Below are 13816 nucleotides of genomic sequence, written 5' to 3' on the forward strand. Positions count from 1 at the left end.
CCTTTTCAAGGGGGAGCCAAACCGCGGACGCTGTCCACACCTGCCAAAGGAAAGCTCCTTTGGAATGGCTTCTACAAACACCCCCAACCCCCTCAAAACTTTGAGGGGGCTCCCTCGCCGGTTGGCGTCAAACAAACGTGGTTGTTTGAGTGCCAAGAGGGTTTGGGTGCAGAGACATTGTCAATTCCTTAATGCTCCCTACGGTCCGCTTACCATTGACAATGCAGCTTATCTCCCTCTTTGTTTTGGGGTAGAGGCTGGCTTCTTATGTTTTTAATGTGTTGCTAATCTTGGAGTAAGATTGTTACTTCTGAACAGATGAACAGGCGGTTCGGCAGGTATACTTGCGTAAACAAGCCGATTCCTTATATTCTTTGTTTTGGGTATGTCGGCTTGGCGAGAGATCCAAACCTGCCGAAAGTCTTTATACAAGGAGAAAAGAGTGGAGATTTTTTAAGTGGATTTCTTAAAAAATACGACTCGTACCTTGTATAAAAGACTAGCCTCTATTGACCGAAAATATATTTTATAAGAAAGAATTAGTAAAAACTTAGATAAAATGAACGCCTGTCCAAACCTTTTTCATTACTTTGCATACTATAATATTGAGCAACCTCCTTGCTCTTCAAATAGATCTCTAGTTCATATATTGCTATTAGAAAGAAGCCCATGAATTAGTTCATGGGCTTTTTGCCATCCTTACAAAGGATGAAAATAGAGTAAGAGTTGTCGTATTTGTCATACATAATATATGTTGCTGCCCATCACTAAGCAAATTGTCCAGATGTATAACACAAAAATAATTAGAGCAAACTAAACAAGACGCTGTAATAGAGTCATTTACGACTACAATTCAACGAATAAAGGAAGACCATCTCTTTTAACTGGGAAGAGGTGGTCTTTTCTTTTTTAAAAATATATACGATATACAAATCTAGTCTACCTAAGGTCAATAAAGTATAGAATCTCCTCAATAGGGCAGACTGCTAAAGTTCGCTTGATCATATACAATACCTGTTGTATGTAAATAGCTTTATTTCTTGTTGCAGTTGCAGACTTCCTAACAAGTCTGTTTCTTTTTATTTAATAATTATAAAAATGAATGCTTTATAACATCTTGAGCAAACTACTCAAGATGCTATAAAGCATCCTCTCATAGAACCCAATTGCATACAATCCAAGTAACAGAAAAAACTCCCGACCGCCTGTGGAGTTTTTTCTGTTTTTTAAGCTGTATATGCTATACAAAATTAGTTTCCATAATGGATTTTATCGGTACTGAAAAAGGATCTTCTAAAAGAAGATCCTTTCTACATATTTTTGCTTTGCTGGAGAAGTTTAGATTTCCCTGTACGTTCCCATTCTTCTACTGTTTCATATGCTTTTTCAGGAGAATACCCTTTCCCCACAAGAACTCCCATTAGAATAAATTCTTGAAGAATGTGTGTAGCATTTATTCCTCTTTTAACATCCTCTAGCCCTTCATTTACCAGAAATTCTGTGTACTGTACCCATTCATCCGGAGTCTTGCCAGAAATCAATGTATTTCCATTGCTATGGTTGTGGGCTTCTTCCGCAGCCATAGCATCTTCTTTAGTAACATGAACAGTGCCAAATGGATGATTAGGAGGAGCATATATCGAGTAAAGTTTTAGAGGAGTATTACCGGTATTGGTTAGATTATGCCATGTTCCAGCAGGTATAAATATTGCAGAATCATCATAGACATTTCTTTTAAAGTTTAAATTATTTTTACTCTTGCCCATTTGAACAATTCCCTGACCTTGTTCAATACGTAAGAATTGATCAACGTCAGAATGCATTTCCAAACCGATATCTTCGCCAACATTGAGACTCATTAAAGTAACTTGCAAATGGGTTCCAGTCCATAAAGCAGTACGATACATATTATTTTGCTTCGTTGCTTCATTGATATTAACGACAAATGGCTTTGGCCCGTAATCTTTCAATTTACCGTTTTTGTAATAAAAATCTTCCTTGTTCGAATAATTATTATTCCAATTATAGCAATTTGGATTCCAATTGTAATACATCGGATAATGCCATTGATGGTGATAAGATGATCTATGATGCATATTCATTCTCCTCTTATGGTTTTATTTTACCTTTTCATCCTATGCAGTTGCCTAATTAAAGGTATGCCACATGGATAATAATAGGCAATTAACCTAACCCAAAGAAATAATGAATACTCTATACAATTTTACTTAATATAATGTTAATTTTCGGAACACCTTAAAAAATAAAAGAAGAAAAAAGAATTTCATATATTGATATAAACGTTGATATATAAGGGTTTATAAGGTTTTTTTGAAAGAGAAGAATAACTCATATACAAGTTAGTTTTAACCCTTATAGGGGTTATTTTTAACTCATATATGAGTTATTTTTAACTTTTATTTAGTCTAATAATCCTTTTTCTTTAAATACTTTTCTCAAAGCTTCATTTACTAATTCAGATTTATAACTTTTAGGGACGCGATCAATAATATTTAACACATCGTCATCAAAATAAAAGCCTCGATACACTCTTTTAGAACGATCTTTTGGACTCTGGAGCAATAGATCAATAGCATCTACTTTGCTAGTAGTTGTATTAGCTTTTGAAACGCTATCGCTAGTACTTTCACTTTCATTCAGATAGCTAACACTAGCTGCTATCTCACTGTTAGTTTGCTTTTGTTCTGCTGGCACTTTACTATTTTTAGAAATAAGGGTATTAAAATCAAGGTCTAAAGGTTCTGGCTCTTCCCCAATATAACGATAAATACTTTGCTTACTGTCCCATTCATATCCTAGTTTCTTAATTCTTAATTGGATGGTACGAGTACTTACATCATACTGATCAGCTAATTCTTTAATTGTGATTTCTTTCATCATAATTCCATTTAACATCTTTTTTACCAGCATCATACTAGCCTCCACTTCCGTTTTAAAAGTATAGTACTAGTATTCAAATGCAACATGATATTTCCTGCTATAATTTTCAAGGCTGCATAGTTATTTTAGTCTTTGAGCAAACTACTCAAGATGCCTGAACGGCGTCTTCCACTGCAACCTTATGAAAAAGAAGGCTGTCCTCCCTGACAGCTTTCTTTTTTTTAGATTATTTAAGAATAAAATTCATTAGTTTAAGCAAACTACTTAAGAAGTCATCTGTCTTCGACATAAATAGAGTATAGAAAAAGCTACTGAAAAGGTTCCAGTAGCTTTTTCGCTTTTAAGCTGTATATCATATACAAAGGTAGTTAACATAATCACTCTTTCCGGAACACACCACAAAAAAGAACCCTTGTCGCAGAACGGTTCCGCCGAGGGTTCTTTTTCCGGAGTATGCAGCTTTTTATACATCCTTGATAAACCAACGTTTTTTCAGTAAGCGATTAGTGAAAGAATGAATAAAAAGTGCACCTTTTATTCATATGTTAAGCTACGATAAAGTATAAATAAAAAAATTACCACTGTATTCAATTTACATAGTCCAAGTATAATTAGAGAGATAGAAGAAAGAAGGGATTATGTGTTCAAAAATAAAATGAATCAGTTGTTTGAAGACCAAAAGAGTGTTCATGTACTGTATTCCTATAACGAGTCAGAGAGTTATATAAAACAAGCCGTAAATTATATCCAGGATGGAATTTTTGCGGGAGATTGCATTGTTATTATTGAAAATGACCGTTTATATCCTTTCATTCATAACGAACTAAAAACACTATTGACCACAGATCAAATGAAAATGATAAACCGTATTAACAATTTCGATTTCTATTATTCAAGTGGTAGTTATCATCCCCCTGCAATTCTCGATTACTTTAATAAAACTGTACAGCCTTACCTAGAAAAAGGAATTTCTTTTCGATCATGGGCACATGTAGAATGGAGTAGTATGGAAGATCCTCTGCATCTAATCGAAGATTTTGAAAAGATAGTGGATAGCGCTGTGAATCAATTATCCTTCCCATTAATTTGTGCGTATAAAAGTGAAAGAATGCCAAAATACCTTAGGAATATTTTGATGGAAACACACCCTTATGTTCTTGTAGAAGATGATTTAATCCTCTCTGAACAATATCCATCATCGACTGATATGAAATAAAATAAAAGAACACTGAGTATAATTGCTTAAGCGTTTTTTATTTCTCTTTTTAGAGCTACCACTCCTTTAATTCTATAACGGAAAAATATAGTTTTTATGGAAAAAAGATGATACTATTAATTTGCAGCTATCTTTTCGATAATTGTTATACGTTCGAACCCTGTAAAAAAGCTATCTCATTTCTATGCAAAGCCAATGCCCATAGAATGAGATGGCTTTTTTGTGTATATAAAACTATTTATTTTGCTAAGAGCTTTTAAAAAATAGTTTGTATAAAAAAGGAGAAACCTCATGTTAAATAGATACGAACTCCTATTATTCAACAGAGAACTATTATTTTTAGTAGAACAACACTCTACCTGTACTGATTCTAGTTTGAAGGAGATTCTGTTGACTCAAATTGCTCTTATGCTTGCTGTTCTTAGCTAAATTTTATATCACTATCTTTCAATTTCCTGATCTTGTCTTTTATTTCGTTTTTGAATTCCACCAACATGTTGAAAGAATGAAATTTGCTTCATCTTCTCAACATGCTTATCAATCCAATTCAATGCTTTTTCCTTCCAAGCTTTTAATGTCTTATTTTCTTTTCGTAATTCATTAACCTCGTGATTCACTTTATCAAGCTCTTCTTTTGGTACATAATTCTCTATATAATCAATGTTCATTTTTGTTAAGCTATTATTCACTTCATTTGCCTCTACAAGCTCTTTTTTCGTTTTCTCATGTTTCTGCTTCTCAACCATTAAATCATCGCTCAGAGAGCTTATATGAGCTTCATATTGCTTCTCTAGCTCTCTCTTAACCTCATCTTTGACCTTTTCTTTTTGTTCAGCTGAAAAATCACGGACGAGCTTCTGGCGCATTTGTTTCTTAGCCTTCTCCACTTCGCCATCTTGATGCGTCACGTATATCTGCAATTCTTGCTTAGTCTCGCTCAAATCATGCTTTAATGCTTTATTCTCTTTCTCATAACGATCCACTTCGTGACTCAACGCATGCGTACGCTCATGCTCGGCCGCCAATGTTTGCTGCAGCTCTTTGGTAAGACTAATAAGCTCATGAAAATCTGATTCTTCCACCTTTACTTTGGAACCCATGACTGTCTTGGCCGCCTCCAGTTCAATAGGTTGGCTGCATAGTTCTTCAATTCGCTTATCACTACGTATCTCTACAATATCTGTTTCTTTCATTTGTCGAACCATGTCGATTCTTTTAATCTCTTTTTCCTTATGAGCTACTTGCTGTTCCAATTGCTTTAGCTCTTTTTCTCGTTCTTGTTTCTTAAATTCATGAACACTTTTATGCTGCAGCTCGCTCGGCTCGCCACGCTCAATGTCATAGCCACGTTTGTTCATGTAGTTGTGAAAATCATCTTGAATTCTACGAATCTTCGTTTTCCCATGAAAGTACTCTTTCGCCGCCAAGCGCCGATCATCCGTGATGGGAACAAAACCCACGTGCATATGTGGCGTTGCTTCATCGTTATGTACCACAGCATATAAAATGTTCTGTTGGCCATACTTACCGGCTATATGGTCCAGTGATGCTTCAAAATATTTGCGCTGCTTGTCTGGCGACATCGCATGCATATACTCCGGACTGGCCGATACAAAGAACTCTGCCACCAGGACCGCATCATTCCGAATTTTTCGTTTCACACGGGTGGCCGTCATCTTCTTAATTTCTTCATGGTACTTAATTTTGTCCTCGTTCACAAAGTCATAGTTGAGCATCGTTCTGGTTGAATCGATGTCTTTATTTTTACTGTTCTCGCCTTCTCGTTGGTTGTGTTTCTGGATCCCCAATATTGCGTCTTTGTGGAACTTTTGCATGCGGATAATCCCATATTTTGCCATCCCTCAATCCCCCATTTCGACCACTGTACTTAGGTATAGCATACCACAACTTTAGATTTGGTGTAACGCACTACACCAATTTTTCATCTTCGATAAAATTGGGAGCGCGCTCTACGAGGTGGCGGTCGGAGTTCCTCCCTGTGTTTGGCTCCGCCAAAATGAAAAAAGACATCCTAAACGGATGCCCTTTTTCATGAAGACCGTGGACGCCGTCCACCACCTGTAAGGGGAAATCTTCCCCTTAACCCCACCTAAAAAACTCCCCCAACCCCCTCACTTTTTTGAGGGGGCTCCCTCGCCGGTTGGCGTCAAACAAACGTGTTTGTTTGAGTGCCAAGAGGGTCTTTGGTGTAGTGACATTGTCAATTCCTTAATGCTCCCTACGGTCCGCTTACCATTGACAATGGCGTAGTTCCTACTCTGAAGCTAAATCTTCTCTATCCGCAGCTTCAGGTGGAGTTTCCATCCACCCATTTTCTATCATGATATCCGCGGCATCATGAACAAAATCTGATATATCCTTTAAAGATTTTGCATACATTAGCGCTAAGTCGCGTCTTCCGTTTACAGCCATTGAGTTTCCAAAGTTTCGTACTCTCATTGAAAACATATCCATTTTATGAAATACCATTAATTTATCGGAAAAAGGAGAAGTTGTTGAAGTTGTTACTAAATGATCAATTAATGAGGGGGAAGGCAAATTATCATGATGAAGTTTTTGTATAAAACCTTCAACTATTTTATCAGTTAGTTCTTCTCCTTTTACAAATAACTCTCTAACCTTCTTCGTTTTTGTAACTTGACTAAACGCCATTACTAAAGCCTTGCTTGCCAGGTTAGTCTCTAAATTATCGTATAAATGAGCAATTTCCAATGCATGTAAGGGTCTAACATCGCCAATAAAACCTTTTAGATAATTTTTGTGTGCTATATTTACTTTTTGTGGTGTGGGAATAATAGGCGATTTAATAGCTAACCCTTTATTCATTGAAATATCTTTGATATCTTCCCCCAATTTTATAGTTGATTCCATACAATAAAGGGAAAATTCCCTTACATCATCTCTATATATTAAGGGGATTCCTACACTATAAAGACTAAGTCCTACTTTAGATACGTACTTTAAATAATATACATAGAACTCATCTTCAAATAATCTTGGAGCGTCAAGATTAACATCTTCTTTTGTAAAGCCCTGAGGGATAGGAAAGTTCTCTTTTATGAAAATATCTTTTATGATTTTCTGAAATTCTTTACTTAAATTTAGAGCGTTTTCCAATAATTTTTTTATATCTTGATCTTCAACATGTCTAAGAAAGTAGCTTAGAATACATGTGGACATGCTATTGCCCATATAGGTTGCCCAAAGTTTCCCCAATTCTGCAGATAACAGCTTTTCGCTGAGATTTGATTTTTTTGATCCCACTTTAGTTGGTTTAATTGGTTCCATTTGTAATCTCCTAAGCCTATTTTTTCTTAGGTTTATCATTTAAATAATATATATTCTTTAAATCCTAAATTTTATCATTTGTGTATATAGATAACAATTGTATGTATAACAAAGACCGCCCATTATCTATTAGCTGATAAGGCGGCCTTTATTGTTAATCAGGCATTTGGCTAGAATTTTAATAATATGAAAATCAATCGTATATTATATTCTTTCCTTCTTCACTTAACTTTTTTAAAGATGTAAGCATATGATTTATTTCTTCATCGGAATGCCTTTCCCATGAACCTAATTCAGCTACTATTTTCAAAGGAGATTTAGATCTATATGAACGTGTTGGGTTTCCAGGGAACTTTTTATCCGTTAAATTTGGATCATTTTCAAAATCGCCTAATGGTTCCACAATATAAATTCTCTCTTTTGAATTAGACCTTGCTAATTCAGCACCCCATTTAGCAGCGTTTAATGTTCCAGTAAAATAGATATGGTTAGATTTTTTATCCTGATAATTGGATAAGTACAACGGTTCAAGCAGGTCTCCAATTTTCAGTTCTGCTTTAGTACCATGAAAAAACGGACCAGGATCTAAGACATTTTTCTTATCATTCATATAGCCACACCCTTTATACTTTTTGACTTGCGTATAACAGTATAAGGCTGGACATGAGTGAAAAAACAGTCTATAAATAATTTCCAAATAGAGTTATAATATAAGTAGAGAGTAAGATGTTACCGTAAACAAATCATTTAAATAAAAAAAGACTGCTGAATAACCAGCAGTCTTTTTTTATTTCCAAAATTCCCACCACTTCTTTTTTTCTTGGGTAGCAGCAAGTTGCTTTCTTGTTTCCTGAATTTCACGTATATGACTCATACTTTGCTGATCCATACGTTCTACAAGCTTTTTATTAAATTCCATTTGTTCATGTAATTGTTTTTTTATTTCTTCAATACTTTGAGCCATATCATCAATTTTATCTTTGAACTCATGAGCTTGAACGGCCATTTGTGCAGGTTGCATGGGGGGCGTTCCTTGCCGTGCACCATAACGCTCAACCACTTCTAAAGATGCTACTTCTTTGGTTTTCCTTTGGACTTTTACGATTTGCTTAAATAGTTGTAAAGCGTTTAAGTCATGTTTAGTGAAAGCCCGACTATCATTCTCTCCTTTAATAAATTTATAACCTGTGGCCTCCAATTGAATACACCACTTTCTTAAAGTGCTATCTGACACCTCAAGTTTCTTTGCTACTTCACTAGTCCAATAAGCTGGTTCTTGGCCAAGCTTTGTATCTGACATGCCGTTCCCTCCCATGCACGCGTATTTATATAAATAGTTATATTTCTCACCTAAAATGTCCTTTAAAGAATAACAAAGAACGCCCCCCATGCATGCTATTCGCTTTAATTATGAGTTACAACTTTACCCGTGCAACCCCGTTCGTTTTGGGGTGGCGTGCTGGCTAGGGGTTCGGGGACTAGTCCCCGTTTGTGTAATCTATTTTCAGCAAAATCACCAACTATGGACGGCTGCTCTGGCGGTTCGGCAGGTATAATGGCCGTCACAAGCCGATCATCTTAAACTTCGTTTTGGGTATGTTCGGCTTGGCGATATAACCAACCCTGCCGAAATTTTTAATGCAAGGAGAAAAGAGTGGAGATTTTTTCAGTGACTTTCTGAAAAAATACTACTCGAACCTTGCATTAAAAATAGCAAATATATTAATAGATAAGAGTGAAAAAAAGGTGAAATGTTAGACAAACCCTTTTATATCAAGGGCTTGAGGGTGATTTGTTCACTTAAATTTTTTTAAGTGTTCACTTAAATTTTTTTAAGTGTTTACTTAAATAAGATTTAAGTGTTTACTTAAGTCTCTTGTTATTATATACTCAAAATATGAAAAAGAGACTGGATTATTTTTCTATAAAGGAGTTAAAAAAATGTCTAATTACAAACGCAAAAAAGGAGTAACTAGAAAAGCAACAAAAGTTGTAGGAACAAAAAAATACATAAACTCAGAGACTGGAGAAATCGAAGAAATGGAAGTTATAAGCATTGAAGAACGAGATGCTAATTTCCATAAAATTTGGTTAGGTCATATAGTTGAAAGTCTTGATTTAATAGGTAATAAGAAACTTAAAGTTCTTACATTCATAATGGATAACCTTAATAGCGAGAACATGTTTTTAATGACTTATAAAGAAATTGAACAGAAATTAGGAATTTCTCAGCCTACGATTGCTGAAACAATGAAAGCTCTACAAGAATCAGACTTTCTTAAAAAGATTAGAGCTGGAACCTATCAAATCAATCCAGATAAGATCTTTAAGGGCGGTAAAAACTCAAGATTAAACGTTTTAATGCAATATAACGAGATTGATAACAAGGAAGATAAATAAATTAAGGAGGTGATTCAAACGTTTAACACCAAGATTAGACACAACAAAATGAAAAAGGGCATTTCTCCTGGCAGAGAAACACCCCATGCGAAAAACATAATACTCAACTTAACAGTAGTATTATAACATGGGTTGCCCTCAAAAAATAGGAGGGTCTTATCATGGATCAAACTGAAAAATTATTAATAGGCATTGAACATGTTCTAAGTCTAGCTTCCGATTTAGTAGATGAAGTTGCTCGACTAAAAAGTGTAGAAGAAGAATGTAAAATGCTAAAAGAGAAAGTCTTCATGAATCAGTTTACTAAAGCAGAACAAGAAGTCTTTGCTCTTGCTATTGATGGTCACTCTATTTCAGAAATACAAAGAATGCTTCATAAAGAAGAAAGCACCATTAAAAATCAAAGAAAAAGTATCTTAAAGAAATTAAATACTGAATCTATGACAGACGCTATTCAACAATTTCAGAATCTACATCAAGAACCTTCACAAAAACTAATACGTATTTCTTAACTATAATAGCCTTAAAGGCTAAAGAAGCAGGCTTAAGCCTGCTTTTTGTTTTTAGTCTAATAATCCTTTTTCCTTAAAAACTTTTCTTAGCGCTTCATTCACCAATTCAGATTTATAACTCTTTGGAACTCGATCAATAATGCTTAACACATCATCATCAAAATAAAACCCTCGATATACTCTTTTTGAACGATCTTTTGGACTTTGTAGCAAGAGGTCAATTGCATCTACTGTGCTAGCTTTTGAAGAGCTAGTGCTCGTACTTTCACTTTCATCAACATAGCTCGTACTAGCTGCTACTTCGCTAGTAGCTAGCTTTTGTTCTGCTGGCATTTTACTGTTTTTAGAGATAAGGGTACTAAAATCAATATCTAAAGGCTCTGATTCTTCTCCAACATAGCGATAAATGCTTTCCTTACTGTCCCATTCATAACCTAATTTCTTAATCTTTGATTGAATGGTACGAGTACTTACACCATACTGATCAGCTAATTCTTTAATGGTGATTTCTTTCATCATAATGCCATTTAACATCTTTTTTACCAGCATCATACTAGCCCCCATTTTCGTTTTAAGAGTATAGTACTAGTATTCAAATGCAACATGATATTTCCTGCTATATTTTTTCAGCTGCATAGTTATTTCAATCTTTGAGCAAGATACTCAAGAAGTCTTTTAGGACTCAACTTACAACCTAATATTTATCAGTAGAAAAAGCCATCTTCCCCAAAGATGGCTTTTTCGCCTTTTAGTTAACATAAAACCAATTATCGGTACTAATCTAAAAGAGGAACAGCTAATCAGCTGTTCCTCTTTTAGAAATCGTTTGTATTACCTTAAAAATATAGATGCGACTATGAAGCCTATAACAATTACAAGAATGAGCACACCAAGACCTTTCCATCCTAAGCTACCTGCTAAACCAGAAAGGTTTCCAGCTTCATTTCGATTGAAAGCGTCATTAAGATTTCCAGTTGGGTTTCTTTTTATTTCTTCTTGTTTTAAATTTTCTCTCATTCTTTCTGGCTTTTCTTTATCATTACTCATCGTCCCACCACCGTTTACTACAAGTCTAACATATTATGGTAAAGTAGTGGATAACTGCATATAGCTGTACTTAAGTCGGGTAGGCAGGCACTCTCACGAGCACCCGCCCCCCTAAGAACCGTACGTGACAGATTTCCCGTCATACGGCTCAAGCCTTCTTTTTATCCGAACAACTTATTTAATACACGGTACATGTACTAACTTAGTAGATGTACTTGTAGAAACCTCTAGGTTTCGCACTGTAACTTTTTCTCCATTTTGTAGAGTCTGCTTACACAATGCACAACGATATCCTTGTTTTCTTGCAAGTTTCATCCTATCGAATGTATTTTCATTGTTAAAGACCTTACGGTCTCGTTTTTCCCAATACTCTTTTAGACTCGGATCATCTGGGCTGTTTTTGTAGGCTACCATGACATGTCGTTCTATCTTAATCCAGGACATCTTTAACAATTGAATGTTAGTAAGTGGACATGTGAGAATCCATCTATTATTTCCACCGTGGTGGGGTTTCTTAAAATAACGCTTGCTAATCCATTTTCTCGATTTCTTTGGGTGCAATTGTTTCAGGTGTTTTCTCACTTTTAGAAAAATATAATTGTCCATGTAGTCGTAAGTATTTTTAGATACGACATGTTTCCAATAGTGTCCGTAGCCACGAATAATCGGGTTTAGAACACGTATTATTTCTTTTACCGGTCGTCCTCTCATCACAGAGAACGTATCTTTTATCTTATTTTTAGCTTTTTTAATGCTGTCTCTGCTAGGTTTGATAAATAGTTTCTTTCCTTGTCCCGTATTGTATTGGCGCAGCGAGAAGCCAAGAAAATCAAACCCGTCCTCAATATGTGTAACCCTAGTTTTATCCCTGCTAAGTGTAATTCCTCGTTTTCGTAGGTAAGGGGTGAGTTTCCCATACATACTTTCAGCTTGTTCCTTCGTTTCCGTTACGATGACGAAGTCATCTGCGTAGAGAACACGCCCTATCTTACATTTTGGATCAATTGCGTATCCTCCGTTTGGTTTGTATGTCTTTTTATAAACAATACCAATCTCTTCTTCCATACCACATAAGGCGATATTAGCTAGAAGGGGAGACACAATTCCCCCTTGAGGGGTTCCTTCTGTTGTCGTACGAAGCATATCCTGCTCTATGTAACCCATTTTAAGCCATCTTTTGATGAGAGTGTTTCCTGGAAACATAGATGTTTGTTCTACTATCCAATCATGATTAAGATGGTCAAAGCATCCTAAAAAATCTCCCTCAAATACCCACTTTTTCTTACTATTCGTGTTAAGCTTATTAAAAAGATTACTTATAGCATCGTGTGTGCTTCGTTTAGGACGAAAACCGTAAGAAGTTGGTTCAAACTTGACCTCCCATTGTGGTTCGAGTGCGTTTTTTACTATGTTTTGATACACTCGATCTCGTATCGTGGGGATACCGAGAGGTCTCATTTTTCCATTTTTCTTCGGGATAAACGTTCGTTTTGCTGGCTTTGGACGATGTCGAAAGACATTACATTTAACTATTTGTTTATAAAGTTTGATACGTTCGCTTGGTTTTGAAGCCGTATAGCCATCTACACCAGGTGTTCGCTTACCGTTATTTTGTTGTGTTACTCTGCGAATGGAAAGCAGTAGATTTGCTTTACTCCGTAGGAGTAAACGTTGAAGTTTCCTTACTTTTCTTTGTTGATTTTGCTGTTCGGCACGATAAATTCTTTGTCGTAACTTCCCTACATATTTTTGTATAATACTCCAATCAATAGAGTACCAATCTTTATGCGAGACGTGCGCCGACGCTCGTAGAGAGGTATTCATAACAGCACGCTCCTTTTCGTTAGAAGATAGCCACAAATTTATTTTCGTGTTGAAGACCCATGAGAAGTGGGCGCTCTTTCGAGCCTGTCATTGTCTGTAAAACCGACAGTATCCGTCCAGTTATACAATCATTCTGCTTTCCTGTTCCTTTTCAGGGTAACGGCTTTCGCTTTTTCTCATATCCCATACCCTCTGTCACATTGTTTGACTTTACAGTCATCCTACTGCTTATGCAGATGACATAGGGCTTACCAAGTTTCACTTTCTACAGATGCAATAGGGGAAGGCAGGTTCTTTACTCCGGGCAAGATGCGGGACGCATCAGAGTAGCTTTATGAATCTACTGTTCCTCTTGCCAAGACCCAAGCAAAGCTGTGCATTATCTTGAGCTAACCTTGACGAAGCTTACAAACCTTCACTTTCGTTTGCCGTGCCTATTTTCTCCTAGCAGTATTCTGGACCATGCATTTGTCCTCTGTTTCCACATTTCCTCATGCAACCGCCAGACTCGTTACCAAGAATGCCGTTTCGGATGGAGATCATCTCTGCGTCTAAATGAGTAGCGTTAGCTACACTGTAAGAAAGCGACTTCTTGTCGCACCATAAA

At 36.0% G+C, this 13816-nt stretch carries 12 protein-coding genes; 3 read left to right on the plus strand and 9 right to left on the minus strand.

Features of this window, described 5'->3' with window-relative positions; all coding sequences use genetic code 11:
* Positions 1-1310: 1310 nt before the first annotated feature.
* On the minus strand, positions 1311-2096 hold the full coding sequence (locus ACFX4W_RS05830; RefSeq protein WP_377558841.1) for a cupin domain-containing protein: 786 nt from the start codon (positions 2094-2096) through the stop codon (positions 1311-1313).
* 325 nt (positions 2097-2421) lie between these two features.
* Positions 2422-2934, minus strand: a complete 513-nt coding sequence (locus ACFX4W_RS05835) for an HTH domain-containing protein (RefSeq protein ID WP_255255792.1) — start codon at positions 2932-2934, stop codon at positions 2422-2424.
* Positions 2935-3541: 607 nt separating this feature from the next.
* Here ACFX4W_RS05835 and ACFX4W_RS05840 point away from each other — a divergent pair.
* Positions 3542-4117, plus strand: coding sequence for an MEDS domain-containing protein (locus tag ACFX4W_RS05840; RefSeq protein ID WP_377558888.1), 576 nt, complete (start codon positions 3542-3544; stop codon positions 4115-4117).
* Positions 4118-4557: 440 nt separating this feature from the next.
* Here ACFX4W_RS05840 and mobV read toward each other — a convergent pair whose 3' ends face one another.
* The 4 genes from mobV to ACFX4W_RS05860 all read right to left on the minus strand — a co-directional run bounded on the left by mobV (position 4558) and on the right by ACFX4W_RS05860 (position 8726).
* On the minus strand, positions 4558-5976 hold the full coding sequence (gene mobV, locus ACFX4W_RS05845) for a MobV family relaxase (protein ID WP_377559316.1): 1419 nt from the start codon (positions 5974-5976) through the stop codon (positions 4558-4560).
* Between the two features lie 415 nt (positions 5977-6391).
* Complete coding sequence (locus tag ACFX4W_RS05850) at positions 6392-7426, minus strand: DUF3231 family protein (protein WP_377559059.1); 1035 nt, start codon at positions 7424-7426, stop codon at positions 6392-6394.
* Between the two features lie 193 nt (positions 7427-7619).
* Complete coding sequence (gene arr, locus ACFX4W_RS05855; protein ID WP_097824827.1) at positions 7620-8036, minus strand: NAD(+)--rifampin ADP-ribosyltransferase; 417 nt, start codon at positions 8034-8036, stop codon at positions 7620-7622.
* A 177-nt stretch (positions 8037-8213) separates the two neighbouring features.
* Positions 8214-8726: a DUF3967 domain-containing protein gene (locus ACFX4W_RS05860; RefSeq protein WP_377559057.1), complete on the minus strand. Its 513-nt coding sequence runs from the start codon at positions 8724-8726 to the stop codon at positions 8214-8216.
* Positions 8727-9367: 641 nt separating this feature from the next.
* On the opposite strand from ACFX4W_RS05860, the gene ACFX4W_RS05865 reads away from it, so the two are divergent.
* Together ACFX4W_RS05865 and ACFX4W_RS05870 are read left to right on the plus strand one after the other, a co-directional pair.
* Positions 9368-9826: a replication/maintenance protein RepL gene (locus tag ACFX4W_RS05865; RefSeq protein WP_098250102.1), complete on the plus strand. Its 459-nt coding sequence runs from the start codon at positions 9368-9370 to the stop codon at positions 9824-9826.
* Positions 9827-9987: 161 nt separating this feature from the next.
* The gene (locus ACFX4W_RS05870; protein WP_377558868.1) at positions 9988-10338 is read left to right on the plus strand and encodes a LuxR C-terminal-related transcriptional regulator; all 351 of its coding nucleotides are present in this window, start codon (positions 9988-9990) and stop codon (positions 10336-10338) included.
* 51 nt (positions 10339-10389) lie between these two features.
* Here the strand turns inward: ACFX4W_RS05870 and ACFX4W_RS05875 are convergent, their stop codons facing one another.
* The 3 genes from ACFX4W_RS05875 to ltrA form a co-directional block, all read right to left on the minus strand.
* Positions 10390-10890 carry an HTH domain-containing protein gene (locus ACFX4W_RS05875; protein ID WP_258006123.1) on the minus strand — a complete coding sequence of 167 codons (501 nt, stop codon included), beginning with the start codon at positions 10888-10890 and terminating at the stop codon, positions 10390-10392.
* Positions 10891-11169: 279 nt separating this feature from the next.
* Positions 11170-11385 (minus strand): DUF6366 family protein, encoded by a 216-nt coding sequence (locus ACFX4W_RS05880; RefSeq protein WP_057245196.1) that lies wholly within the window; start codon positions 11383-11385, stop codon positions 11170-11172.
* A 174-nt stretch (positions 11386-11559) separates the two neighbouring features.
* A complete protein-coding gene (gene ltrA / locus ACFX4W_RS05885) occupies positions 11560-13209 on the minus strand; it encodes a group II intron reverse transcriptase/maturase (RefSeq protein ID WP_377559317.1) in 1650 nt (549 codons plus the stop codon).
* Positions 13210-13816 lie beyond the last annotated feature (607 nt).

Source organism: Priestia sp. YIM B13489 (assembly GCF_042787645.1).
Classification (GTDB): domain Bacteria; phylum Bacillota; class Bacilli; order Bacillales; family Bacillaceae_H; genus Priestia; species Priestia megaterium.

Excerpts from the sequence above, each read along its gene's own strand:
- ltrA (WP_377559317.1), bottom strand. The coding sequence starts at position 13,209 with ATGAATACCTCTCTACGAGCGTCGGCGCACGTCTCGCATAAAGATTGG.
- mobV (WP_377559316.1), bottom strand. The coding sequence starts at position 5,976 with ATGGCAAAATATGGGATTATCCGCATGCAAAAGTTCCACAAAGACGCA.
- ACFX4W_RS05880 (WP_057245196.1), bottom strand. The coding sequence starts at position 11,385 with ATGAGTAATGATAAAGAAAAGCCAGAAAGAATGAGAGAAAATTTAAAA.
- ACFX4W_RS05860 (WP_377559057.1), bottom strand. The coding sequence starts at position 8,726 with ATGTCAGATACAAAGCTTGGCCAAGAACCAGCTTATTGGACTAGTGAA.
- arr (WP_097824827.1), bottom strand. The coding sequence starts at position 8,036 with ATGAATGATAAGAAAAATGTCTTAGATCCTGGTCCGTTTTTTCATGGT.
- ACFX4W_RS05830 (WP_377558841.1), bottom strand. The coding sequence starts at position 2,096 with ATGCATCATAGATCATCTTATCACCATCAATGGCATTATCCGATGTAT.
- ACFX4W_RS05850 (WP_377559059.1), bottom strand. The coding sequence starts at position 7,426 with ATGGAACCAATTAAACCAACTAAAGTGGGATCAAAAAAATCAAATCTC.
- ACFX4W_RS05875 (WP_258006123.1), bottom strand. The coding sequence starts at position 10,890 with ATGATGCTGGTAAAAAAGATGTTAAATGGCATTATGATGAAAGAAATC.
- ACFX4W_RS05835 (WP_255255792.1), bottom strand. The coding sequence starts at position 2,934 with ATGATGCTGGTAAAAAAGATGTTAAATGGAATTATGATGAAAGAAATC.
- ACFX4W_RS05865 (WP_098250102.1), top strand. The coding sequence starts at position 9,368 with ATGTCTAATTACAAACGCAAAAAAGGAGTAACTAGAAAAGCAACAAAA.
- ACFX4W_RS05870 (WP_377558868.1), top strand. The coding sequence starts at position 9,988 with ATGGATCAAACTGAAAAATTATTAATAGGCATTGAACATGTTCTAAGT.